Annotated in this window: 20 protein-coding genes; all 20 read right to left on the bottom strand. The window is 40.3% G+C overall.

The window, feature by feature from the left end; genetic code table 11:
- Positions 1-42: 42 nt before the first annotated feature.
- Entirely contained in the window at positions 43-2,295 is a 2,253-nt protein-coding gene (locus tag LI149_RS00835) for a glycogen/starch/alpha-glucan phosphorylase (RefSeq protein WP_173786022.1), read from the bottom strand.
- A gap of 2 nt (positions 2,296-2,297) precedes the next feature.
- The gene (gene malQ, locus LI149_RS00830; RefSeq protein WP_227142878.1) at positions 2,298-3,806 is read right to left on the bottom strand and encodes a 4-alpha-glucanotransferase; all 1,509 of its coding nucleotides are present in this window, start codon (positions 3,804-3,806) and stop codon (positions 2,298-2,300) included.
- 29 nt (positions 3,807-3,835) lie between these two features.
- Positions 3,836-4,675 (bottom strand): carbohydrate ABC transporter permease, encoded by an 840-nt coding sequence (locus tag LI149_RS00825; protein ID WP_227142877.1) that lies wholly within the window; start codon positions 4,673-4,675, stop codon positions 3,836-3,838.
- Positions 4,676-5,518, bottom strand: a complete 843-nt coding sequence (locus LI149_RS00820) for a carbohydrate ABC transporter permease (RefSeq protein WP_005332727.1) — start codon at positions 5,516-5,518, stop codon at positions 4,676-4,678. It lies immediately after the preceding gene.
- Between the two features lie 85 nt (positions 5,519-5,603).
- Complete coding sequence (locus LI149_RS00815; RefSeq protein WP_227142876.1) at positions 5,604-6,902, bottom strand: ABC transporter substrate-binding protein; 1,299 nt, start codon at positions 6,900-6,902, stop codon at positions 5,604-5,606.
- Positions 6,903-7,024: 122 nt separating this feature from the next.
- Positions 7,025-8,320, bottom strand: coding sequence for an ABC transporter substrate-binding protein (locus tag LI149_RS00810; RefSeq protein ID WP_227142875.1), 1,296 nt, complete (start codon positions 8,318-8,320; stop codon positions 7,025-7,027).
- Positions 8,317-10,095, bottom strand: coding sequence for a sensor histidine kinase (locus LI149_RS00805; protein WP_227142874.1), 1,779 nt, complete (start codon positions 10,093-10,095; stop codon positions 8,317-8,319). The genes LI149_RS00810 and LI149_RS00805 overlap by 4 nt, the downstream gene beginning before the upstream one ends.
- Positions 10,092-11,690: a response regulator gene (locus LI149_RS00800; protein ID WP_227142873.1), complete on the bottom strand. Its 1,599-nt coding sequence runs from the start codon at positions 11,688-11,690 to the stop codon at positions 10,092-10,094. The genes LI149_RS00805 and LI149_RS00800 overlap by 4 nt, the downstream gene beginning before the upstream one ends.
- Positions 11,691-11,748: 58 nt before the next feature.
- On the bottom strand, positions 11,749-12,987 hold the full coding sequence (locus tag LI149_RS00795) for an NAD(P)/FAD-dependent oxidoreductase (protein WP_173786027.1): 1,239 nt from the start codon (positions 12,985-12,987) through the stop codon (positions 11,749-11,751).
- Between the two features lie 22 nt (positions 12,988-13,009).
- Complete coding sequence (locus LI149_RS00790) at positions 13,010-14,296, bottom strand: methionine gamma-lyase family protein (RefSeq protein ID WP_227142872.1); 1,287 nt, start codon at positions 14,294-14,296, stop codon at positions 13,010-13,012.
- Positions 14,290-15,249: a tRNA (adenosine(37)-N6)-dimethylallyltransferase MiaA gene (gene miaA / locus LI149_RS00785; protein WP_227142871.1), complete on the bottom strand. Its 960-nt coding sequence runs from the start codon at positions 15,247-15,249 to the stop codon at positions 14,290-14,292. Before miaA ends, LI149_RS00790 begins: the two co-directional genes overlap by 7 nt.
- 34 nt (positions 15,250-15,283) lie before the next feature.
- On the bottom strand, positions 15,284-17,380 hold the full coding sequence (gene mutL, locus LI149_RS00780) for a DNA mismatch repair endonuclease MutL (RefSeq protein ID WP_227078250.1): 2,097 nt from the start codon (positions 17,378-17,380) through the stop codon (positions 15,284-15,286).
- A gap of 3 nt (positions 17,381-17,383) precedes the next feature.
- Entirely contained in the window at positions 17,384-20,008 is a 2,625-nt protein-coding gene (mutS, locus tag LI149_RS00775; RefSeq protein WP_173786051.1) for a DNA mismatch repair protein MutS, read from the bottom strand.
- Between the two features lie 205 nt (positions 20,009-20,213).
- On the bottom strand, positions 20,214-20,663 hold the full coding sequence (locus LI149_RS00770; RefSeq protein WP_173786031.1) for a hypothetical protein: 450 nt from the start codon (positions 20,661-20,663) through the stop codon (positions 20,214-20,216).
- A gap of 85 nt (positions 20,664-20,748) precedes the next feature.
- Positions 20,749-22,188, bottom strand: a complete 1,440-nt coding sequence (miaB, locus tag LI149_RS00765) for a tRNA (N6-isopentenyl adenosine(37)-C2)-methylthiotransferase MiaB (protein WP_227142870.1) — start codon at positions 22,186-22,188, stop codon at positions 20,749-20,751.
- The gene (locus tag LI149_RS00760) at positions 22,154-22,330 is read right to left on the bottom strand and encodes a DUF4250 domain-containing protein (RefSeq protein ID WP_005332682.1); all 177 of its coding nucleotides are present in this window, start codon (positions 22,328-22,330) and stop codon (positions 22,154-22,156) included. The genes miaB and LI149_RS00760 overlap by 35 nt, the downstream gene beginning before the upstream one ends.
- Before the next feature lie 8 nt (positions 22,331-22,338).
- A complete protein-coding gene (locus tag LI149_RS00755; protein WP_173786032.1) occupies positions 22,339-22,893 on the bottom strand; it encodes a 5-formyltetrahydrofolate cyclo-ligase in 555 nt (184 codons plus the stop codon).
- Positions 22,871-23,092, bottom strand: coding sequence for a DUF896 domain-containing protein (locus tag LI149_RS00750; protein WP_005336417.1), 222 nt, complete (start codon positions 23,090-23,092; stop codon positions 22,871-22,873). Before LI149_RS00750 ends, LI149_RS00755 begins: the two co-directional genes overlap by 23 nt.
- Positions 23,093-23,200: 108 nt before the next feature.
- On the bottom strand, positions 23,201-23,578 hold the full coding sequence (locus LI149_RS00745; RefSeq protein ID WP_117494288.1) for a hypothetical protein: 378 nt from the start codon (positions 23,576-23,578) through the stop codon (positions 23,201-23,203).
- A gap of 83 nt (positions 23,579-23,661) precedes the next feature.
- On the bottom strand, positions 23,662-25,323 hold the full coding sequence (locus LI149_RS00740) for a polysaccharide biosynthesis protein (protein WP_173786034.1): 1,662 nt from the start codon (positions 25,321-25,323) through the stop codon (positions 23,662-23,664).
- Positions 25,324-25,329: the final 6 nt, after the last annotated feature.

The following is a 25,329-nucleotide window of genomic DNA, read 5'->3' as shown; positions in this document are numbered from 1 at the left end:
GGTTTAGTATAGCTCATATTTATGTTTCAGACAAGTATACGATTAAAGTTTCCAGATATCCCGGTTATATTCGGCAATGGTCCGGTCAGAAGAAAAATATCCGGCTTTTGCAGTATTTATTAACATTTTTCCAGCCCAGTTCATACGATCCTCGTAGTCAGCCATTACGTTCTCTTTCACAGCAATGTATTCTTTTAAATCGAGCAAAGTCATAAACCAGTCTTTACCGATCAAATCTTTGTATAACCGGCACAGGTTTTCCGGGTCACCGATACGTATCATTTCTTTGCTGATAATAAAATCAACGAGATTTTGTATCAGTGGATCATTGTCGTAATATTGGCCAGAATGATATTCGGACGTTTCATATAATTGAATCACTTCCTGACTGGATTTACCAAAAATATAAATGTTATCTTTTCCGACCAGATTACAGATTTCAACATTGGCGCCATCCATAGTTCCCAGTGTCACAGCTCCGTTCAGCATGAATTTCATATTGCCGGTTCCACTTGCTTCTTTTGATGCAAGCGAAATCTGTTCAGAAATATCACAGGCAGGTATTAGATGAGATGCCTCTGTAACATTATAATTTTCAACCATAATCACTTTTAAATAAGGTGATACCTCAGGATCTGATAACGTAAGCTTTTGGAGGCAAAGGATCAGATGGATGATATCTTTTGCAAGTGTATAAGCAGGTGCAGCTTTTGCCCCAAAGATCATGGTGATCGGCCTCTGTGGAAGCTGACCGGATTTGATCTGTTTATATTTATAAATGGCATAAAGCGCATTTAACTGCTGTCTTTTGTATTCGTGCAGTCTTTTGATCTGAATATCAAAAATGGAATTCGGATCAATGTCCAAATCTTGCTTTTCTTTTAAATGCATACATAGTTTTTGCTTATTCTTCTGCTTGATCTTAAGAAAATGATTCAATACCTTAGTATCGTTCTGATACTCAAGAAGTTTTTCAAGTTTCGAAGAATCTTTCTTCCAGGAATCACCGATTAGACTGCTGATATATTCCGAAAGTTCCAAATTACAGTGCATCAACCAGCGACGGAATGTAATACCATTTGTTTTATTATTAAATTTTTCCGGATAGATCTGATAAAAAGCTTTTAATTCGGAGTTTTTTAAAATATCTGTGTGGAGGGCTGCAACTCCGTTTACACTAAAGCCATAGTGAATGTCCATGTGAGCCATATGCACAAGGTCTTGCGAATCAATGATCGCAACAGACTCATCTTTATATTTTTCTTTTGCTTTAGCGTCTAATTTTTCAATAATCGGAACCAGTTGCGGCACGACCTCATTCAGATAATCGAGCGGCCATTTTTCCAAAGCTTCTGCCAGAATCGTGTGATTTGTATAGGCACATGTTCTGGATACGAGATCAGTTGCAGTATCAAAGTCAATGTCTTGCTCCATAAGAAGCCGGATAAGTTCCGGGATGATCATAGATGGATGGGTATCATTGATCTGAATGACAACATGTTCAGGAAGCGAAGTAAGTTCAAAATTCTGTTCTTTTAGTTCTTTTAAAATAAGCTTTGCACCACAGCAGACCATAAAATACTGCTGATAAATACGGAGCAGATGTCCGGCTTTATCACTGTCATCCGGGTATAAGAATAAAGTCAGGTTTTTGGCAATATTTTCTTTGTTAAAATGAATGCCATCTGTCACAAGTGATTCATCAATGGAGTCTGCATCAAAAAGATGTAGTTTGTTGATTCCGTTACCATATCCGGGAATGTCAATATCATACATGGACGCCTGTAAAGTAAAAGAACCAAACTGAACCGGAAAATGAACATCTGTTTTTATAAGCCAGTTTTCTTTTTCAATCCATGGATTTTTCAACTCTTTTTGCTTGTTGTTTTCAAAAACCTGTCGGAAGAGACCGTAATGATAATTCAGGCCAATTCCAGCTCCCGGAAGTCCAAGTGTTGCTATAGAATCAAGAAAACAAGCAGCCAGGCGTCCGAGCCCGCCATTTCCAAGTGATGGTTCCGGTTCGAATTCTTCAATTTCTTCCAGAGATTTTCCGTTTTCATGTAAAAGCTTCTTTATATCATCGTAGATTCCTAGATTGATCAAATTGTTGGAAAGAAGTTTTCCAATCAAAAATTCTGCCGAAATGTAGTAAATCTTTTTTGTCCCTTGATTTGCTGGTTTCTCTTTGCATAATTCTTTTGTCAGATGAAGCAGTGCATAATAAACACTTTTATGATCTGCCGCTTCAATAGATGTCTGAAGCTGGTCTTCCAAATATTTTTTGTAATTCATTGTTACTCTCCTTTTTGTTGTAAACTGCGCGCGCATAATTGAGTAATTTTTTTAATTTTTGCTGCCAGATTATCCGTGAAGCTGTCTTCGTCTGAACGCCAGATCCAGTTTCCGCCTAATGTAGAAGGGGTATTTATGCGTGCTTCGCAGCCAAGACCTAAGTAGTCCTGAACAGGAATAATACATGTATCTGCCACACTTCTCATAGCGAGCCGAATATAATCCCAATGAATGTCTGCTTCCGGAGTAAATCGATTTCCAATATATTCCAAAGCCATTTCTTTATCTTCTTCTTTTAAAGCTTGATACCATCCTTGAAGCGTATCATTATCATGGGTACCGGTGTATACAACACAGTTTGGATGATAATTGTGCGGAAGATAATCACTGTCTTCCCTGGAATCAAAAGCAAATTGAAGAACTTTCATACCTGGGTACCCACTATCTTTTAAAAGTTGTTTTACGGAATCTGTCAAAAATCCAAGATCCTCAGCAATAATTGGAAGATCACCAAGTTCTTGTTTTATTTTGTGAAATAAATCCATACCAGGCCCCTTTTCCCAGTGCCCGTTTTCAGCAGTTGGATCACCATAAGGAATGCTGTAATATTCATCAAAGCCCCGGAAATGGTCAATTCGCATAATATCATATAGTCTAAAACAACCTCGGATCCGGTTTACCCACCAGGAAAATCCGGTTTCTTTGTGATAATCCCACCGATATAAAGGATTTCCCCAAAGCTGTCCGGTAGCAGAAAAACCATCCGGAGGACATCCGGCTACTGCTGTTGGCTGTCCACTTTCATCTAATTGGAACAACTCTGGGTGTGCCCATACATCTGCACTGTCATAAGCAACATAAATTGGGATATCTCCAATAATCTGAATCCCTTTTTGATTTGCATATTCTTTTAACATGTTCCATTGTTTGTAGAATTCGTATTGTAGAAACTGATAAAAATGAATTTCATCTGTAAGTAAGTCCTGATAATGCGAAATTGCATCTGGTCTGCGAAGACGGATATTTTCCTCCCATAGATTCCAGCCAGCTCCATGAAAATAATCTTTTACAGACATATAAAGAGCATAGTCTGAAAGCCATTCATTTTGTTCGTTCAGAAAATCCACGTAATCAGAAGAATTCATGATCTGCTGTTCTTTTGCATGTTCATAAGCTACCTTTAAGATATGAAATCGGTTCTGATAAAGCATGCCATAATCTATCTGATTCGGATTATTACCAAAATCTGCCTGCCTGCATATGTCGTCTTCAAGCAGTCCTTCCCGGGCCAGTGTTTCAAGATCAATAAAATAAGGATTTCCGGCAAAAGTCGAAAATGACTGGTAAGGAGAATCCCCATAACTGGTCGGGCCAAGTGGCAGAATCTGCCACAGTGACTGGCCGCTTTTTTGCAGCCAGTCGACAAATTTATAAGCTTCCTTTGAAAATGATCCGATTCCGTATGCACCAGGAATTGCAGATACCGGCATTAAAATTCCACTTTGTCTCATGATATAAACTCCTTTTTTCAGGCATGTACCTAACCTTTAACGGCTCCTGCTGCCACACCCTTGATAATATGTTTCTGACAGGACAGATAAAAGATGATGACAGGGATAACTGCAAGAATCAGAGCAGCCATAACAGCACCCATATCAACACGGCCGTAGCTTCCCTTCATATACTGGATTGCGATAGAAATTGTCTTATATTTGTTCAGATCCAGTACCAGATAAGGAAGTAGGAAGTCATTCCAGATCCACATTGTCTCAAGAATACCAACAGAGATGTAGGTCGGTTTCATGATCGGAAGTACTACACTGAAAAATGTACGAATCGGTGTGCAGCCGTCTATCATTGCTGCTTCCTCTATCTCGATTGGAATTGATTTGACAAATCCACAGAACATAAATACTGCAAGACCTGCACCAAAGCCCAGATAAATAATAATGATACCCCAAGGAGTACGAAGTCCGGTACGGTCAGCAACCAGTGACAGGGTGAACATAACCATCTGGAAAGGTACGACCATTGAAAATACGCATAAAAGGTAAAGCATTTTTGTAAATTTAGATTTGATTCTTGTAATGTACCATGCACACATAGAAGTACATACAAGAATTACAAGAACAGATCCAACAGTAATAAATACTGTCCAGCCAACTGCACTTAGAAGATTATATTTATCAATTGCAGTCATGTAATTTTCAAGTCTGGCCATCGTTTTTCCATCCGGAAGCTGGAATGGCTGTTTATTAATATAAACCTTCTTTTTAAAAGAATTCATAAGTACGATTAAAATAGGCAGTATATAGACAATTCCTAAGATTGTAAATATACCGGTTCCGGCTGCGCTAAGAGCACTTCTTTCCTTTTTCATTTATTGCTGCACCTCCTTGGAACGAGTCATATGTAACTGAATCATACTAATTGCAACGACAAGAACAAAGAACAGGACGGCTTTTGCCTGTCCGACACCTTCCCATCCAGTACGTCCGTAAAACGTGTTAAAGATGTTCAGTGCCATCATCTCAGACATCTTGGAAGGTTCACCGGCTGTCAGTGATAAGTTCTGGTCAAATAATTTAAATCCGTTTGTCAGTGATAAGAACATACAAATGGTAATGGATGGCATCATCATTGGAATCGTGACTTTGAATAATTTTGTCCATTTTCCGGCACCATCGATCTGTGCCGCTTCCATAACATCACCCGGAATAGATTGAAGACCTGCAATATAGATGATCATCATATAACCAATCTGCTGCCAACTTACAAGAATGATCAGTCCCCAGAATCCGTACCATTCGTTTAATGCAAGTGCTGTTCCGTATTTTTCAAGAATACCATTAAAAATTAACTGCCAGATATAACCAAGAACAATTCCACCAATCAGGTTCGGCATAAAGAAAATAGTACGGAAAATATTAGTACCACGCATATTCTTGGTAAGTGCACTTGCCAGAGCGAAAGCAACGGCATTAATAATAATTAAAGATGCAACTGCAAACAATGCAGTGTACCAGAAAGAATGACGGAATACCGTGTCTTCAAAAGCCTTTTTGTAGTTGGAAAATCCGATGAATTTCGCATCTGTTACCGTTGTGAATTTACAGAATGAAAGCCAGATTCCCATGATAAAAGGAATGATAAAGCCCAAGATAAACGCACAGAATGTAGGAAGTACGAATATGGGCATATAGCGTTTTACAGCCTTTTGCATAAAAGGTGCCCCCTTTCCTTAAAAGCAGCGGGAGAATTGACCCTGCCCGCCGCATGAATATATTACGATTAATATTTGATATTTCTTATTTGGAAGCTGCTGCTTCAGTTGCCCAGCCGTCTACAAAAGCACTTACAACTTTTGCCCAGTTCGCATCTGTCTGATCTGCTGCATATGCAGTTAATGCAGAACCAACACCATTCTTCCACTCCTCAGAAGGCATTGTTGAGAAGTTCCATGAAACAGGAGTTTTGCCATCTTCCAGATATTTGTTTGCTTCATTTACAAGTACGTTATCAGAATCAAGATTTGCTTTGAATGGAATCGTGAATCCCATTTCTTTGCAAAGACCATTAACGCCTGCATCAGATGTTACACACCAGTTCATGAAGTCTAAAGTAGCCTGAATGTCATCTTTTGAAGCTTTGGAGTTTACACACCAGTAGTTCTCTGTACCAGTACAGATTCCCTGATCCTCCTCTCCGTCTACACCAATGTAGATAGGAAGAATTCCAAGATTATCATCACCAATATCTTTGATGTTGGTGTATTCCCATGTACCGTTCTGATAGAATACAGCCTCTTCTGTTACGAAATCTGCAGTTGCATCATCAGCTGTCTTTGTAGAAAGAGCAGTTGACTCGCAAGTTGCGTTGTTGATGTACAGATCCCAGATCTGACGATAGTTGTCAAGGTATGTACCTTTGATTGCATCTGTATTATCAATACCGTCTGCTTTATACTCATAGTAGATTGGAAGGTTTGCCAGATGAGTTTTAAATCTCCAGTCAGAAGAACCGTCCATACCTGCTGATGTAAATGCAGAGAATCCAAGTTTGTCTTTATTTGCTGTAATGTCTTCCACAACTTTCTTGAAGCTGTCAAAGTTTGTGATATCTGATGCGGAGTAACCTGCTTTTTTAAGAAGCTCTTTGTTGTAAATGATACCGTAACTCTCAACAACGTAAGCAATACCTGCCATCTTATCTCCGTCCATCAGAGCAAAGTCATCATCTGTCAGCTCTTTTGCTATATCAGAATCTTTCAGATCATAGCAATAATCTTTCCAGCTTGCAAGTCCTACCGGACCATTTACCTGGAATAATGTAGGAGCATCTGTTTTTGCCATCTCGGATTTTAATGTTTTTTCGTATTCACCGGATGCAGCAGTGAGTACAGTTACCGGAACTCCCGTTTCATCTGTGTATTGCTCCGCAAGTTCCTGCCATTGCTCATCTTGCTCTGGCTTGAAATTCAGATAATATACCTTTCCTTTTGCATCAGACTTTGCAGTTTTTTTGCCCGATGAGTTGCCGCAGCCAGTTACCATTCCGATAGTCATTGCTGCAACAAGTAAAATTGATACAACTTTACGCATTTTCATAATTGTTCCCTCGCCTTTCTGAGAATCTTTTTTGTTCTCTTGATTTACTCATATTTTAGCAGGAAATTTGCGTAAAACTGTATCAATAAAAAAACCTCTAATATAAAAAATTAAACTTTCCGTTATTGTTCTTCTTCAAATTGTCGTATGCTGTCATCTGCATAATTTAGAAAATCTTCCGGGGTAATACGTCCTTCCGCAAGCTGAGGCAGGTATTTGGAGAGCGTATTTTCCTGGAAAACGGAATTCCATTTGACCTGGTAATTCGGAACAAATGTCGGGGAATTCGAAAATGCCTTCAGGTAGTCGCGTTCCACCTGGCTTATATATTTTTCCTCCATTGAAAACATCGTTTCTTTTTCCAGAAGATTAAATTTTGTCCGGAATTTAAAAAATGCAAGTGCTCCTTCTTTTACTTCTTCACTGCATCCAGACGTCAGTGCCCAGCCAAATGTTTCCGGAGAAGAAACCAGTGTATTTCCAGGAAAAGAAGAAAAACGAACACACTGTTCCCATCCGTTAGGAATCTGGTCGATCATCCAATATCCATTTGGAACCATAGCTGCTTTCCCGGTAAAAAAGTTATTGTATGCTGTGTCAAAATCATTATACAGGGCATTCGATGTTGTATAGGAAAACAGTCGCTTTAAAGTATTTGCCAATTCCAGCCCGGAAGCATTCTGGTAGGTGTCCGGATAGATCAGACTCATAAATTCAGCACCTTCTTCCGATGAAGAAGCGACTGCTGCACTTGCCAGTAACATAGGTGCCCATCCCGTTCCATCTGTATGTAGTGCCAGTGGCGTGATACCTGCGTTTGTAAGTTTGTCACAACACGCCCAGAACTCATCCCATGTTGTTGGAAAGGAATCAATGCCGGCTTTGTTAAACAATTCCTGATTCCAGAATATGCCGCAGCAGGAAAAAGCCGCAGTTGAAATTGGTGCAAGATAAGTATTTCCGTCTGCGTAAGTGCATCCTTCCTGTACAACAGGTTCGATCATGGAAGACCATTCTTCGTCTGCATCAATATATGGAGTCAAATTCACAATTCGGTTTTCTGCAATCATTTTCTGATAAAAAGAAGGAAGCATTCGAAGATCTGTAATAATATCCGGAAGTTCATCGGTTGCATTCAATCGTTTCAGGTTTTGACGATAGTCATCTTCTGTCTCTACGATCCAGTCAACATCCAGTTCATAGGTTCCTTTGTATTTTTTATTAAATGCTTCCACTACTTTCTGTTCATTTTTCGTTCCGGTAGATGGATCCACGGTCAGAATAATGGATATTTTTACTGGTTCTTTGGATTCTTCTGCCAGTTTTTTTTCAGATGTTTTACAGCCGGTCAGCAGGCAGATCATAAGTAGAAGTATAAACATACTTCGGATTGTTTTTTTGATATGTTGCTTTTTCATGATTCCTGCTCACCTCCTTTTGGCACTTTTATCGTACAAGTTGTACTTGCATCGGTTGTTTCGTAGTAATATGTAATCTTATCACCGTATTTTAACCGCAGTCTAGTCAGTATATTAAATACACCGTATCCATGTTTTTTGTCAGGAAATGCCTCTTTGATCTGAGAAATAGGTAAATGCGTAAGTCCGTTGATCTTTTCTACCATATCTTTATTCATTGGCATGCCGGTATTATAGACAGATAGCACCAGAACATCATTTTCTTCTGTAATCCGTATCCGTATATAGCCCCCCTCATAGATTTCACTGAATCCATATTTTACTGCATTTTCTACTAATGGCTGAAGGATCAGCTTCAGGATTTTATTTTCTTTTGCATTGACCTGACAGTCAATTTCATACTCAAACAGATCTGCGTTTCGGATCTGCTGGATTTCCATGTAGCTTTTCACATTTTCCAGCTCATCTTCTACGGATACAATATCACTTCCTTTACTGAGGCAGAGGCGCAGGTACTTTGAAAGAGCCTGGATCATACGCATGGTCGTTTCCTCTTTGTTCATACGCGCAAGCATATAGATGGTATCCAGTGTATTATACAGAAAATGTGGATTGATCTGACTGATCAGCATATTTAATTCACTGGTGCGCAGTTCTTTTTCCTGTAATTTAATTTCATTGACAAGTTGTTCAATATTGCTAAGCATTTCATTGTAAGAATGTCCAATCTGATCTAATTCCGTGTTTGTGTGAAGTTCTGGCATATGTGTATAATCTCCCCCGTCAAATCCAGTCATATATGTGGTGATTTCCTGGACCGGTCTGGTGAACCGATTAGAGAACAAGATACTGAGTAATAGGGCTAATACTACAATAATCAGGTAAATCAGAACCAATACAATTAAAATTTGGGTGGTCTGACTTGTAACAACTTCATTTGGCACATACGTAAAGATGGAAAACGAACAGTCCTTTTGATAGTAAGCAGACAGATAACCACCCGTTACAGTCTCTCCATTGAGAATAATTCCCGTATCAGAGGATTTTTTACATGCGCTTATCAAAGTTTTCGTCACATTGTCCGGCAAGTCAGTGTTTTTCTGATTCAGAGCATAAATATTTCCATTCTGATCCATTATTCCGGTTAGAATGGAAGAATCTGCCTTTTCGGAATCCATCGTTACGATATGATTCAAAAAGGAAGGATTCATTTTCAGAATAATAATTCCAGGTTCGCTTGGATAGTCCAGAGAATGAACATATCGGGTGATGAACAAGGAATCTTCTTTTCCGTTAAAGAGTGTATCTTTTGCAATGAACCAGACTGTTTTTGCGTACTCTGTACCAAGCTTCTTCTGAAACACAGTGTTTTTAATGTCAAAAGCATCTACATAACTATAGAATCTGGTATATACGTTTCCTTTATTATCCATATAACAATAATCTTGAATAGAATCCAGATCCAGATATGAGAAATATTTGCCAACGGCATTCTTTTCATTATCAGTCAGTTCTTCTGCGTTCAGACTTTTTTGGATCGTTTCATTAAGAATAGCTTCTGCAGTCACTTCTTTCGATTTCGTATAAAGATTATCCAGTAAAATTCCCATCTTCTCGTCTGCAAACTCGTATTTTTCTATAATATTATTTTTTAAAGTATGGTGCATATAACTCCATACTCCGATCATAGATAATAAAAGTGCAAGAAGAAGTAATATAAGCGTAGATTTTAAATATTTTTTCTGGATACCTGAACTTAAATATTTTTGCTTCATACTTCGTATTCCTTTTTATACTCACTTGGCAGTTTTCCGGTATATTGCTTGAATAATTGTGAAAAATAAGAAGGATTGCTGATACCAACTTCTTCACAGATTGTTCGGATACTGGTATTTTCTTCTTCCAGCATTCTTTTTGCTTTATCCATACGTTTTTTGACCAGGTACTGTTTAAAAGTCATATGGAAGGTGCTTTTAAAGATACGTCCAAAGTAAACCGGGTTTAAATATACATGAGCTGCTGTTGCAATGATTGACAAGTCTTCCTCTTGAAGATGTTCTTCGATATAAGCGACAGCTTCTGCCATATATTCTTTAAAATAACCCGTTTCATTTTTCCCGGCTTCTTCCTGACGCAGTTCTATTGCACGGCATAAAATTTTGTAGCAGACATCTACTGCTTTTACAGCCGGCAGATGATTCAGGTTAGAATAATAATTTGTAAATTGATTTTTCATATCCTCGTTCATACCATAGGTGTCCTGAAGCATGAACTGTACTCGGAGCATAACTTTATGAAGGTACTGGCATTGCCGTGCTTCTTCTTTTGGAAGATGGTAAATAAAATCAATAAATGTTTCTTTTAGTTCCACAAAATCATTTTTCCGTATGCTGTTCATAATCCGGATTTCCCTGTCTTCAGAGAACTGCTTCGAATCGTCTTCCTGCTCTTCTAAATCTTCTGGAATTGTAAACGCACTGGCACCGGAAGCACTGGCAATTCCAAATAACTTTTGTGCTTCTTCATAGCTTTTCCGGATTCCGGATATCCCTTTATATGGCTTGGAAATAGAAGCGATGACCGGACATTTTTCTTCATTCTTTGCCTGCTCTAATAAAGTTTTGATCTGCCTTACTGCATTCTTTTGCTGAGTTTTTATAATGAAAACATAATTGCCGTCTTCCCCTTCAAATTTCCAGTACGAAAAATGTTCAAAAACATGTGCTTCTATTTCCTGGATTACGGCATATCTGGATGCTTCATAATCTAAAGAATTTGTAATTTTATAAATTAAATCAATATCGGCGCACACTGTGATAAAAAAATCATGATTATCCGGCAAATCATGAAGTACAGAGAATACTTCTGTAATCTTTTCCTCCGGGATCAGATTCTGAACATATTTTTGTATTACGACCTGCAGAAAACTGTCACCGTCTTTTAAAAGGAGTTGTTCCCAGCTTTCGTATTTTTCTTCACTGCGTAGCTGTTTGATACATGTGTTATAGGCTCCGGTCATTGTGGAGCGAAGCTGTTCGTCATCAATTGGTTTTAAAAGATATGCGTAGGCGCCAAGATCACAGGCATGTTTTGCATATTCAAAATCACGGTATGCACTAAGTACTACAAAAAGACATGAGATCTGTTCTTTTTGAATTTCTTCCATAACCATAAGTCCTGTCATTTGCTTCATTCGAATATCGGTTAGAACGACATGTGGCTGTTCACGTCTGATGACTTCCAGTGCCTGAACTCCACTTTTGGCAGATCCGACAACCTCAAATCCCATGCTCTCCCAGTCATAGGTATCTAAAAGTCCCTGTAATAAAATTGGTTCATCGTCCACAATTACCAGTTTTAGTAATTCCATTCTTTTTCCTCACTTTTTTTATGAATTGGCCGAATTTATATGTTTCTTAAAGCAATTGTTATAGATCAGATGCCGCATGTTTTCCTGCCAGATAACCGGTAGCCCATGCCCACTGTAGATTATAACCGCCACAAATTCCATCAACGTCAAGAAGTTCTCCGGCAAGATAGAGATCTTTTGTAATACAGGACTGCATCGTCTCCATATCTACTTCTTTTAAACTGACACCGCCTGCGCTAACTTGAGCATTGTCAAACCCGTTGGTATCAGAAATGTTTAACCTGCAAGACTTTATGACCTCACACAGTCTTGTAAGTTCTGCTCCTTTGATCATATTTAGTTTCGCAGAAAAACGGATGCCTGAGATTCGGAGTATTTCCGGAATTAGTTTTGTGTGAAGAATTCCGGTCAGAAGGTCTTCCGGTTTTGCCTTTTGGTTCTCGCTCAGGTGCTGAAGCTTTTTGCTAAATAGTTCTCTAAGTGAAGCTTCCTCTAATTCTGGCAGAAAGTCAATCATAACCTGCGCATTTTTCTTTTCATATAAAGCCCTGGAAATATAGCGGCTGACTTGGAATACAGGAATTCCGGATATGCCATAATTGGTAATCTGAAGTTCGCCGGTATCTGAGGCAGCCATACGCCCGTTGATCAAGGCTGTTACTTTTGCATCTGTCCTGACTCCTGAAGCTTTTTGAAAGGCAAAATCCTTTACTTTTAACTGCACCAGTGCCGGAACAACCGGCACAACAGAATGCCCCAGTGATTTGGCAAGACTATAACCGCTGCCATCAGAGCCGAGTTTCGAAGAAGCTTTTCCGCCAGCTGATAGAATGATGCGGTCAGCTTGAATTTTTTCGCTGCCGGTTTCAATCTGGAATCCTTTTTTTGTCCGGCATATGGATGTCACTGCGTTCTCACGTCTGATGTCTGCGCCCAATTCTATTAAACGATTATCCAGAACAGAACGGACGACAGACGCCTGATCACATCTCGGATAAATGTATCCATTTCTGGATTTCATCAGAAGTCCCAGATTTTCGAAAAAACGAATGGTATCCGAATATCCAAAGGCTTTTAGAACAGAAGAAATCAATTGCGGCTCATCACTTCGGAAATAATCCAAAGACATGTTTTTATTTGTCAGATTACAGCGCCCATTTCCGGTAGACAAAATTTTCTTTCCAAGAATATCCTTCTGATCAAAGATAATGACCTGAATGTCTGGATTTGTCTCAAGGGCGGTGATGCCCGCCAACATACCGGAAGCACCGCCTCCGATAATTGCAAGTGTTTTCATATCTGTACTCCTTAACTTTATATTATAACTCTGTCACAAGACCTTCTCTTACCATGTACTCTAAGGACATTAATATTCCAAGCTTTGCATGCTGCCATGTAAGTCCGCCCTGGAAATACACTGCATATGGCTCTTTGATCGGGCCATCGGCACTCAGCTCGATAGAGGATCCCTGAACAAATGCTCCGGCTGCCATAATCACATCACTGTCATATCCTGGCATCGGCCATGGTTCTGGTGTGACATAGGAATCAACCGGGGCAGCAGCCTGGATTCCCTTACAGAATGCGATGACACCTTCCGGTGTTCCAAGTTCTACTGCCTGAATAATATCGTGGCGGCTCTCCGTACCATTTGGAATGACACTGTAACCTAATTTTTCGTAGATGTTTGCTGCAAAGATGGCTCCTTTTAAAGCACCTGCTGTCACAGTCGGTGCCAGGAAAAGTCCCTGGAAGAAGGACTGCATGACACCGAGAGATGCACCAACTTCCTTTCCAAGTCCTGGAGAAGTCAGGCGGTATCCACAATTATCAATCAGATCTTTTCGTCCTGCGATATATCCGCCAATTGGCGCAAGTCCACCGCCCGGGTTCTTGATCAGGGAACCAACGACCATATCTGCACCCACATCACTTGGCTCAATCCTCTCTACAAATTCACCGTAACAGTTATCGACCATACAGATAACGTCTGGTTTGATACTCTTTACAAATGCGATCAGTTCTCCAATCTGTGAGACGGAAAAGCTTGGTCTTGTCTGATATCCTTTGGAACGCTGGATTGTTACAAGCTTTGTCTTTTCATTGATTGCTTTTTTGATATTGTCATAGTCAAATGCACCGCCTTCCAGAAGATCTACCTGGCGATAGGAAATTCCGTACTCCGCAAGAGAACCATTCGATGGGCGGATTCCAATGACTTCTTCCAATGTGTCATAAGGTTTTCCGACTGGAGATAGAAGCTCATCGCCCGGGCGCAGATTTGCAGCCAGTGCCAGTGCCAGTGCGTGAGTTCCGCATGTGATCTGCGGTCTTACAAGAGCACTTTCTGTATGAAAAATCTCTGCGTACACTTCTTCCAGTGTGTCACGTCCCGGGTCGTCATAACCGTATCCGCTGGCGTATTTGAAACAGCCGGCATTGACTTTACATTTCTGCATTGCATGCACGACTTTCAACTGATTGTACTCTGCCACTTTGTCGATGGCATCAAAACGTTCTTTTAAAGTTCCTTCAATCTGGCTTCCGAAATCGTAAACCTCTCTGCGGATTCCCATTTCCAGATACATATCTTCTATATTTAACATGATTGTTCCTCCAAAATATCTTTTTTAATAGATTCGAGCATCACTTCCAGAATCTTATCTTCATCATAATTGTAATCTTTTTTATTAATCCATGTCACATGCTTCTCTCGCTTGAACCATGTAATCTGACGTTTTGCAAAATGTCTTGTATCTCGTTTGATTTTGTAAATGGCATCTTCTAATGTGCATGCTCCGTCCAGATAGTCCAGAATTTCTTTATATCCAAGTCCCTGCATAGAAACCATACTGCGGTCATAGCCACGCGCTTTTAAAGCCTTAACTTCCGCGACAAGCCCCTCTTCTATCATCTGGTCGACTCGTAGATCTATACGGCGGTACAGGTTCTTGCGGTCATCATTTAAGATAAAATATACAAATTGATAGGGCGACTCTTTTTGCCGCTCTGTTTCATTGTGTTCAGAAATTTTCATTCCGGTTTTCTGATAAAATTCCAATGCCCGAATGACTCGCTTTATATTATTTGCATGGATAGTTTCTGCCGACTTTTGGTCCACTTCGCGGAGTTTTTCATGAAGTGCCTCTGCGCCATGTTCTTTTGCAAATGATTCTAATTCTGCGCGGAGCGAGGTGTCATTATCATTATCTGTAAAATCAATATCATAAAGTAGTGCCTGAATATAAAATCCGGTTCCGCCTACTACAATTGGAATATGCCCGGCAGCATAGATCTTTTTCATAGCTTCTTTTGCCATCTGTTGAAAACGGACAACATGAAATTCGTCATCCGGTTCCAGTTCATCTACTAAGTAATGTGGAACATACTGCATTTCTTCCGGACGGATTTTTGCGGAACCAATATCCATATATTTGTAGACCTGCATGGAATCTGCAGAAATAATCTCACCACCAATTGCTTTTGCAAGACCAATGGAAGCCTTTGTTTTACCGACTGCAGTAGGTCCGGTGAGAATGATTAAAGGTTGTTTTTGCATGATATATCATCCCTTACATTTTTCATATTCGATATTAAACAATACGTTTGAATTTCTTTTCCAGTTCGCGCCTTGACATGGCGATAATGGTGGGTCTCCCATGTGGACAGTGATAAGGATTGTCCAGTGACAGAAGTTCCGTGATCAATGTGTCTACTTCTGCAGCGCTCAATCGCATATTTCCTTTGACAGCTGCCTTACAGGACATAGATGCAATCTTTTCGTCAATCAGATTAGATGGCGCATTTCGGTTGATTTCATCAGACAGACTGTCGATCATCTCCATGAGCAGTTCTTTTTTTGCAATACTGAACAGATTGTCCGGTACAGCGCGGACTGCATAGGAATCCTGCCCGAATTCTTCTATCTCAAAGCCGATCCTTGTGAACTGATCCATATAAAGTCTGAGAAGTTCTGCCTCCTGCATAGACAGATTCAGTATGATTGGCGGACTAATAAGCTGAGAAGTAAACTCCCGTGTCTTCATGCCCTTCAATGTCTGTTCATACAGAACTCTCTCATGAGCTGCATGCTGGTCGATAATATATAAGTTATCATGAAATTCTACCAGCCAGTAGGTATCAAAGACCTGGCCGATAATCTTATGTTCCGCTTTTGCCTGTGGCTCCAGAAGTTTTTCTTCAAAGAAATTGAGCTGCTGTGGCTTTTTCGCAGGAACTTGTTTTGCAGTATAATTTGGCGCCTCTGCGATCTGCGAGCCTTGTGCCTGCACATTTCTTTGTGGTTTATAAGAGTTTTGCACCGGTATATTTTTCTGCGGTTTATAGGAGTCTTGCACCGGTATATCTTTCTGCGGTTTATAGGAGTCCTGCACTGATACATTTTTCTGCGGTTTACAGGAGTCGGTATTGGATAAAGCAGGTGTTGTTTCTTGCTTGTTTTCGTGCAGTGCTTCATGGTAAGAATATACTCTTTTCTTCATCTCATTCATAAAGTATTGCAGCTTTTCATCTTCATTTTGTGGTGACTGCAAAGAGGTTCGCAGCTTTTCGGTATGTTCTGCCTCACTTTTTTTCGGCAGATTCTTCTTCGACTCTTTCGGTTCTTCTGGAAAATTACTTTTACAATCTTTCGGTTCTTCTGGAATTTTTATATCATCCAATGTCACTTCGGGAATCAGCTCCCGTTCATGTAGTCCGTCATCGACAGCTGCAAACAGGGTATTATAAATCTCCTGCTGATTATTAAAACGGACATCCATCTTGGTCGGATGCACATTAACATCTACATGTTCTGTGTCTACATCCAGGTAAAGCACGACAAATGGGTATTTGTGCTGCATAGTAAAATCTTTATATCCGTCTTCAATTGCCTTGGAGATGATACTGCTCTTAATGTATCTTCCATCTACGAAATAATTTTCAAAATTACGGTTGCCGCGGGAAATCAAGGGCTTTCCAAGATATCCGGTAATGTGGATTCCTTTTCTTTCAAAATCTACTTCAATCAGATTCGATGCAATCTCCCGTCCGTATATATGATAGATGACATCCTTCAAATTTCCATTGCCGGAAGTATGAAGTTTAACCTGACCGTTGTTGATAAAACGGAAGGAAACTTCCGGATGAGACAACGCCAGTCTTGTGACCAGGTCTCCGACGTGACTTGCCTCTGTCATAGCAGTTTTTAAAAACTTTCTTCTGGCAGGTGTGTTGTAGAAAAGCTGTCGGATCAAAAATGTCGTGCCATCCGGGGCACCGGCATCTTCAAGTGATTCTTCCTTTCCACCGGCAATCTTATATCGCACGCCAAATTCTGCTTCCTTTGTCTTGGTCAGAAGCTCTACCTGAGAGACCGCTGCAATACTGGAAAGTGCTTCACCGCGGAAACCAAGAGATGAAATGTGTGCAAGATCCTCTGCACTTCGGATCTTACTTGTAGAATGGCGTAAAAATGCAGCACGGACATCTTCTTTATCAATTCCGATTCCGTTGTCAGCGATTCGCATAAATGTAATGCCGCCTTCCTTGATCTCGACAGTTACAGCAGTCGCACCGGCATCAATTGCATTCTCAGCAAGCTCTTTGACTACGGATGCCGGACGTTCTATGACTTCCCCGGCGGCAATTTTATCAATTGTAATCTGGTCTAATACCTGTATCTTACTCATGGTCTACCACCTGTTTTTTAATTTGTTCTGAAGCTGATAAAGGGTATTGAGTGCTTCAATTGGTGTCAGGTTTCCAAGATCAAGCTCTTTTAACTCTTTTAATACGTCATCATCTTTCACTGTATCGAACAATGACATCTGAGCCAGATCCACGTCATCATATTTTTTCGCCTTAGGTTTTGGGGCACCCAAAACAGCAATATCTTTGATCCGGCTTGTAATATCCGTCTGAACCAGTTCTTCTACAATTTCCTTTGCCCGGTCAGTAACAGACTCCGGCACCCCTGCAAGCTTCGCTACCTGGATACCATAACTTTTGTCCGCACCACCTTTGACAATTTTTCTAAGGAAAATGATATCGTCGCCGTTCTCTTTAACAGCAATGCAATAGTTATTCACGTTATCTATTTTGCCTTCCAGCTCGGTCAGCTCGTGGTAATGTGTGGCAAATAAAGTCTTAGCACCAAGAAGTTTGCTGTTACTGATATGTTCGATGACTGCCCAGGCAATGCTGAGCCCGTCAAATGTACTCGTTCCACGGCCGATCTCGTCAAGTATTAAAAGACTCTTGCTAGTGGCATTTCTTAAAATATTTGCGACTTCCGTCATCTCGACCATAAATGTACTCTGACCACTTGCCAGATCATCGGAAGCTCCTACACGGGTAAAGATACGGTCTACCAGACCGATGTCGGCTTTGGAGGCAGGAACAAAAGAACCAATCTGAGCCATCAGAACAATCAGGGCTGTCTGGCGCATGTAGGTAGACTTTCCGGCCATGTTCGGTCCCGTTATAATTGCGATCCGGTCTTTTTTATCGTTCAGATATGTATCATTGGAAATGAACATATCATTTGGAATCATTTTCTCAACTACCGGGTGACGGCCGTCTTTGATGTCAATGACACCTTTTTCATTTATCTTCGGACGCACATAATTATTCTGCTCTGCAACAAGAGCCAGAGAAGCCAGTGTATCAATCTGGGCGATCACTTTGGCAGTTTTCTGGACACGGACAACATCTTTGGCAACACGGCTCCGGATATCACTGTAAAGCTCATACTCCAGAGAATAAAGCTTATCTTCCGCACCGAGAATCGTATCCTCCAGTTCTTTTAATTCCGGAATAATATAACGCTCTGCATTGGCAAGGGTCTGCTTTCTTGTATAATAATCCGGAACCAGATCTTTAAAAGAATTGGTCACTTCCAGATAGTAGCCGAATACTTTATTGTATTTAATCTTTAGATTTTTGATGCCGGTTTTCTCACGCTCGTCACTTTCCAGTTTTGCAAGCCAGTCTTTCCCGTCAGACTTAGCCGAGCGGAGCTTATCGACTTCCGGATTATACCCGTCGCGGATAATACCGCCTTCCTTCATGGCAAGCGGCGGATCTTCTTTGATTGCATCTTTGATCAGTGTGCACAGATCTTCCAGCGTATCTAAATCTTCATAAAGTTCTTTCAAAAGCGGACTTGTCATCTCACTTAAAATATATTTGATATGAGGCAGCATAGAAAGAGAACTTTCAAATGCGATCATATCTCTCGGGTTCGCAGACTGATATGTAATCTTGCTGACCAGACGCTCAAGATCGTAGATTGGCGACAGATATTCCCGGATCTCTTCTCTTGAAATCGCGTTATCTAAAAGCTCATTGAGAGCATCCAGACGTTTTTCAATATCATTTTTCTGAACCAGTGGCTGTTCAATATATTTCCGGAGATTTCTGGCGCCCATAGCGGTTTTCGTCTTATCCAGTACCCAGAGAAGGCTCCCTCTCTTCTGCTTCTCTCTTAAAGTCTCACAAAGTTCAAGATTCCGTCTTGTAGAACTGTCAAGGAGCATATATTTTCCGGCGGCATATGGAATCAAACGCGACATATGGGAAAGAGATGTCTTCTGAGTCTCTTTCAGATAGATCAAAAGGGCTCCGGAAGCAATGATCCCACAGTCATAATCTGCAAGACCAAGACCAGTCAATGATCCGACTTTGAAATGCTCTTTTAATGTATCCTGACAGATCGCATCATCAAAATACCATGGATCCAGTGAATAAATGGTAATTCCAAGGCGGTTCTTCAAATCTTCGATGTTCATGCCGCTCATGAAAAATGCTTCATTACAGATAAGTTCCGACGGCATAAGTTTATAGATTTCGTCAAACAGTTTTTCTTCTGTATTAATCTCCGTAACAAAATAATCGCCGGTCGTAACATCAGCGACAGACAACCCAAAACGATCTTCCATGTAGACAACACACATAATGTAGTTGTTCTTTGTCTCGTCTAATGCCTGCATATCCAGGTTCGTTCCAGGTGTGGCAATCCGGACAACCTCACGTTTGACAATTCCTTTTGCAGTTGCTGGATCTTCCATCTGTTCGCAGATGGCGACCTTGTAACCTTTAGATACGAGCCGGTTCAGATAACCGTCTACTGCATGGAACGGGACACCGCACATCGGTGCACGTTCTTCCAGTCCACAGTTTTTTCCGGTAAGGGTGATGTCCAGTTCTTTTGATGCTACCAGTGCATCATCAAAGAACATCTCATAGAAATCTCCCAGTCTATAAAATAAAATGCAGTCTTTGTATTCTTCTTTTGTTTTCATATACTGCTGCATCATAGGTGTTAATTCAGCCACTTTTTTATCTCCTCTTGTGTAATACTTGTGAATTCAGGAATGCCATTGGCAATCTCGAAACTTCGGCATCTTTATATTATAACATCTCATCCTGTTTCATGAAAGACGAAATTTTAGACAAACAGGAAAAGATTAGTTATCACTACCTGCCACATGTTTATCAAATATCAAAACGGATGATGTAACACTACCAAATGCGGTAATGTGGCATTGGTTCTCTATAGAACCAATGAAGCAGATATCCGGACAGAAGGATACCCATAGTACATAAAAAAGAAAAAATAAGCGCAAAGGGAAGGCAAATCTGCCCCCATAACTGCAATGGCATATCCGAATAATCCCAAACTGCCAGGTGATACCATTTGTTTACGATAATTCCAGTGATAAATTCCATACTCACAACAAAGATCGTACAACGTGTAATCTGTCTTGGCAGAGCATCCTGCCATTCTGTCAGCCGTCCCTGCCATGTAAAAAACTGCATACACAGTCCGCCAAGCATGAACATACTTATATGTGAAAAACCGCGAAATAAGACTTCAATCCCATAATAAATACATCCTCCGACAGCCCATAGTACAAGATATTCACTTACATTTTTTAAATAAATATTTTTCTTTGATAAGCTATTCTTCATGTAAAAACGCCCTCACTATCTGTTCTTACAAAATAGTGTGAGCGTTTTCTACTCGTTTTATCAATAGCATCACTGGTATATTTTTCTATACCTGTTCTCCAATATAATAGAAGCCTTTACATTGATCCAGCTTCACATTGACATAATCGCCGATCATAGATGCATCTCCCTGGAAATGAACAAGAATGTTATTGCTGAGTCGTCCGGTCACCATATGGTCATCATGGTCACTGACAGATTCGACCAGCACTTCCTGAATGGTTCCTTCGTGTACAGCACATACCTCTGCTGCAATTGTCTGAACTTCTTTCAGGAGACGGTCAAAACGATCTTTTACAACATCCTCCGGAACCTGATCTTCCATTGTGGCAGCAGGTGTTCCGGTTCTCTTGGAGTAGATAAATGTAAACGCACTGTCGTATCGCACTTTTCTTACAATATCTAAAGTTTCTAGAAAGTCCTCTTCCGTCTCACCAGGAAATCCGACAATAATATCTGTTGTCAGGGAGATATCCGGCACAGCGGCACGGATTTTATCTACCAGTTCCAGATACTGTTCTTTTGTATAATGGCGGTTCATCTTCTTTAAAATACGACTGCTTCCGGATTGTACGGGAAGATGAAGGTGTTTACAGATTTTTTTACTCTTGCCCATCACTTCGATCAATTCATCAGAAAGATCTTTTGGGTGGGAAGTCATAAAGCGGATTCGGTGAAGTCCCTCAATTTGCTCGATTTTTTGTAGTAGTTCTGCAAAGGACAACGGTTCTTCCAAGTTCTTTCCGTAAGAATTTACATTTTGTCCAAGAAGCATAACTTCTGTAACACCATCAGCTACAAGACGTTCGATTTCCCGCACAATTGCTTCTGGTTTACGACTTCTCTCACGTCCTCTTACATATGGCACGATACAGTAACTACAGAAATTATTGCAGCCAAACATAATGTTGACTCCGGATTTAAAGGAATATTTCCTGTCGTTTGGAAGATCTTCGACAATCTTATCAGTATCTTTCCAGATATCAATGACCATGCGGCCACTTTCGTAAACTGCAGTAATTAGTTCCGCAAATTTATAAATGTTATGTGTGCCGAAAATAAGAGCTACGAAGCGATAGCTTGTACGAAGTTTTTCTACAACTTCCGGTTCCTGCATCATACAGCCGCACAAGGCAATCTTCATATGTGGATTTTTCTTTTTATGTGACTTTAACTGGCCAAGGCGTCCGTAAACTCTCGTATTCGCATTTTCCCGGACAGTACATGTATTAAAGATTACAAAATCTGCCTCTTCTTCAGACGCTTCTTCGTAGCCTATTTCAAGTAGAATTCCACGTAATTTTTCCGAATCGCGAGCGTTCATCTGACACCCAAAGGTTGTGACGCAGAAAGTCATCGGCCTTCCTGCTTCTTCTGCTTCTTTTCTTACGTATTCTTTCGCTTTTTCTATGAAATAATATTGTCTTTCCGGTTCCTTATGCGGTGCAGGATCAGACAAATTGATTCCTGATGTTATCGTATTCATAATCAATCCCTTTCAACGTATCTGTAATAGATGTTTTCGTGATTTCGCGGTCTTCGCATAGTGCGTCCAGCGATGGATATTTATCTCTGAGTTCTGTATTGATCACGCTAAGAAGCATGACTGGATCTTTTGGTAATTCCATATATAATATTATCCTTCCTGATAAATGTTTGTTTCTGTCACAAGAAGCTGTGGCTTAATATCTTGTTCCTCTGCCGGGACTTCAAATAAGACTTGCATATCAAAAGCCAGTGCTAGTGTATGAAGCTGAGGATGTGACTCCAGATATCGGTCATAATAACCGCCTCCATAGCCGATACGATGGCGGTTTGTATCAAAGGCAACTCCTGGCATGATCATAAGTCCGTCGTCTGCCGATGCCGGAATACCTGCATCGGGCTCGAGAATACCATAAGCACCAGGTTTTAATTCATCAAAAGAAGTAATTTCATAAAAATCCATTGTTTCGCCGTGAACCTTCGGAACCCAGACAGTTTTTCCGAGTTTCCAGGCTTCCAGCATAAGTGGCCGAGTCCCCACTTCCCCTCCGAAATCTATATAACAATAAATATCTGTTGCTTCCCGGAATATATCCAGTTCGCATGTCTTACGACAGATTTCAGCCGTCTGTGACTGCCAGATAATTGGATCCAGTTCTTTGCGTTGCTTACGGATAATCTGCCTAATGGACTTTTTTGTTTCCATATTTTTCACCTAGATTCGTAATACTTCCATCTGCCTCTTTGACAGAAATGTTGTCAAGCTGTCCCCTAAGATTACGGCGGACGCTGTCAATATATTCTTTTCTTAAGATAAGCTGTTCTTTTAATTCTGCATCACTTAATCCGACCTCTTTGGATTTGTGATAGAGTTCATTAATACGGGCAATTTTGCTTTCGTCCATGTGCTTTCGTTCCTTTCTTAATAAAGACGTCATCTATTTATCTTACACTATCCGGAACAAGAAGTCTACAGAAAAATCAACGATACATTTGTACATTCGTTGTATACATTAACTGGAATAATTTTCGAGAAAGCCATAAAGCTCAGCGGTACTTTCAATGTACTTTCCATTTCTGATTTCCTGTCTTAAAAGTTCTGGAAGTTCATCATAATGAATGTCTGTATACTCATAAGGTGTTTTCTTATCGCTGAAATACACAACAATGTATCCGTTCACTTCCATCAGATAATAGCAGTCATTTTTGGAAGCCTTGCTGCCGGTCGTGACAGAAGATGAATCTTCATTTTCCATGGTCTGCTGCTCTTCTAATTTTAGTTTTTCAGCTCTCGCCTTTGCTTTTTGATAACTGAACTGATATGCAAATGTCATGGCGATGATCAGGCATGCACAACAACTTAAAAAGCCAATACTGTACTTACTTTTCATGGAAATATCTCCTTTTTAAGTACAGTATTGACTTTATTATTTACTTCTATTCATGATCCGTGTCATGCAGCATTAAGAACAGCCTAGGAACGGAATAAATGAGCTTTCTTGCATATTTTGACTAACATTGGTCCCTTTGGCATGGAAGATAGCTCTTTTTCTGTTACACCGCCAAGAAGTACAAGCGCAACACCGTAAACTGCAACAGCAACACACAATGCAATGACAGTTGCAATTCTTGTTCCTACGAACAATTCAAATAACAAATGTACAACAAGTGTAACGATTCCCATAATGATCGAGGCAATTGCCGGTATGACAAATGTTTTCTTCTGCTCCTGAACATATCCGATTCGTTCTCTCAATGCGTGTGCATTTAAAATACAGGTAGAAAGAGAAAAAACAATCTTGCTCAAAACAACTGCATAAATGCCCCATTTGAAAACAACCATCATAAGGAACAGGGAGATGATATGTATAACAAGAGAGATGGCGGCACTTTTTACCGGTACCATCATATTATCGAGTCCCTGAAGTACTGCATTCGTTACAGTAGAAAGATTGTAAAATACAACAGAGATTGCTCCCATCTGTAATAATACACCGCCAAGAGTATTATTCTCTGTAAAGAATAATAAATCCAGAAGTGGTTTTGCAAGTACGATAAATCCGGCTGCACATGGAATCGCAATAATCATATTAAAACGCGTAAAAATATCAATCTTTTCATGAACCTGTCTGCGGTTTCCGGTCTTTGCAGTCAGTACAATGCTTGGGATCAAGGAAGATCCAAAGGCACTGGAAATCGCAAGAGGCACATTCATCAGTGTATCGTATTTTCCAGTTACAATACCAAGAAGGGCGGCATATTCGCTTTCTTTATGCCCCTGAATAGACATAATTGTCCCAAACATAGCATTATCTACAACACCACAAAGATTGTAGACCGTTGCACTTAAAATAACAGGTGCAATCGTTAATAGAAGCACTTTAAAAACTCTCTTATAACTTTCAGTTTTATTTCCACGATCACGCTCTATCTGACGGCGGAATTTCTTCCGGAAAGCTAAAAATAAGAAAAATAAAAATAATAACGCAGCAAGTGCTCCCATCACTGTACCTAGTGTACCGCCAGATGCTGCATAAGCCGCACCATAAGAATCATTATTTTTCTGGGCAGCAACTTCTTTACCAACCTTAAGGAGCATGTAAGCACCGACTACGCTGACAACTGCATTGACAATCTGTTCGATGATCTGGGAAACAGCTGTCGGAACCATGGATCCATTTCCCTGGAAAAATCCACGGAATACACCAAGGATTGCCACGATCAGAATGCACGGAGCCAATACTCGCAAAGCTAACGCACTCATTTTCATTGCCATCAGATTCGATGCGATAAAATCAGCGCCAAAGAATATGATGGCACCGACGATACCGCCTGCTGCAATTGCAAATGTCATGGCACCCCGAAAGACGCGATATGCATTTTTATATTGTCCTGTTGCAAGTCTTGCAGAGACAAGCTTGGATACTGCAAGGGGCAGACTGTAAGAAGTCAGTGTAAGTGCAATCGCGTAAATCTGAAACGCGACTCCGTAGTAGCCCATACCTTTATCACCCAGTATATTTACGAGGGGAATTCGGTACACTGCTCCGATAATTTTAGTTATGACTCCGGCTATAGCCAGAATGGAACCCTGAACGAGAAAGTTCTTCCCGGTTTCACTTTTGTTTTCACTCATAATTTA

This window comes from Dorea sp. 210702-DFI.3.17, from assembly GCF_020560825.1.
Lineage (GTDB): Bacteria > Bacillota > Clostridia > Lachnospirales > Lachnospiraceae > Dorea > Dorea formicigenerans.
Note: the sequence above shows the minus strand (reverse complement) of the source record. Positions and strands in the feature narration are given on the sequence as shown.

What these genes read in the sequence shown, in the direction of transcription:
- LI149_RS00835 (WP_173786022.1), bottom strand. Translation starts at nt 2,295, where the DNA reads ATGAATTACAAAAAATATTTGGAAGACCAGCTTCAGACATCTATTGAA.
- malQ (WP_227142878.1), bottom strand. Translation starts at nt 3,806, where the DNA reads ATGAGACAAAGTGGAATTTTAATGCCGGTATCTGCAATTCCTGGTGCA.
- LI149_RS00825 (WP_227142877.1), bottom strand. Translation starts at nt 4,675, where the DNA reads ATGAAAAAGGAAAGAAGTGCTCTTAGCGCAGCCGGAACCGGTATATTT.
- LI149_RS00820 (WP_005332727.1), bottom strand. Translation starts at nt 5,518, where the DNA reads ATGCAAAAGGCTGTAAAACGCTATATGCCCATATTCGTACTTCCTACA.
- LI149_RS00815 (WP_227142876.1), bottom strand. Translation starts at nt 6,902, where the DNA reads ATGAAAATGCGTAAAGTTGTATCAATTTTACTTGTTGCAGCAATGACT.
- LI149_RS00810 (WP_227142875.1), bottom strand. Translation starts at nt 8,320, where the DNA reads ATGAAAAAGCAACATATCAAAAAAACAATCCGAAGTATGTTTATACTT.
- LI149_RS00805 (WP_227142874.1), bottom strand. Translation starts at nt 10,095, where the DNA reads ATGAAGCAAAAATATTTAAGTTCAGGTATCCAGAAAAAATATTTAAAA.
- LI149_RS00800 (WP_227142873.1), bottom strand. Translation starts at nt 11,690, where the DNA reads ATGGAATTACTAAAACTGGTAATTGTGGACGATGAACCAATTTTATTA.
- LI149_RS00795 (WP_173786027.1), bottom strand. Translation starts at nt 12,987, where the DNA reads ATGAAAACACTTGCAATTATCGGAGGCGGTGCTTCCGGTATGTTGGCG.
- LI149_RS00790 (WP_227142872.1), bottom strand. Translation starts at nt 14,296, where the DNA reads ATGTTAAATATAGAAGATATGTATCTGGAAATGGGAATCCGCAGAGAG.
- miaA (WP_227142871.1), bottom strand. Translation starts at nt 15,249, where the DNA reads ATGCAAAAACAACCTTTAATCATTCTCACCGGACCTACTGCAGTCGGT.
- mutL (WP_227078250.1), bottom strand. Translation starts at nt 17,380, where the DNA reads ATGAGTAAGATACAGGTATTAGACCAGATTACAATTGATAAAATTGCC.
- mutS (WP_173786051.1), bottom strand. Translation starts at nt 20,008, where the DNA reads ATGATGCAGCAGTATATGAAAACAAAAGAAGAATACAAAGACTGCATT.
- LI149_RS00770 (WP_173786031.1), bottom strand. Translation starts at nt 20,663, where the DNA reads ATGAAGAATAGCTTATCAAAGAAAAATATTTATTTAAAAAATGTAAGT.
- miaB (WP_227142870.1), bottom strand. Translation starts at nt 22,188, where the DNA reads ATGAATACGATAACATCAGGAATCAATTTGTCTGATCCTGCACCGCAT.
- LI149_RS00760 (WP_005332682.1), bottom strand. Translation starts at nt 22,330, where the DNA reads ATGGAATTACCAAAAGATCCAGTCATGCTTCTTAGCGTGATCAATACA.
- LI149_RS00755 (WP_173786032.1), bottom strand. Translation starts at nt 22,893, where the DNA reads ATGGAAACAAAAAAGTCCATTAGGCAGATTATCCGTAAGCAACGCAAA.
- LI149_RS00750 (WP_005336417.1), bottom strand. Translation starts at nt 23,092, where the DNA reads ATGGACGAAAGCAAAATTGCCCGTATTAATGAACTCTATCACAAATCC.
- LI149_RS00745 (WP_117494288.1), bottom strand. Translation starts at nt 23,578, where the DNA reads ATGAAAAGTAAGTACAGTATTGGCTTTTTAAGTTGTTGTGCATGCCTG.
- LI149_RS00740 (WP_173786034.1), bottom strand. Translation starts at nt 25,323, where the DNA reads ATGAGTGAAAACAAAAGTGAAACCGGGAAGAACTTTCTCGTTCAGGGT.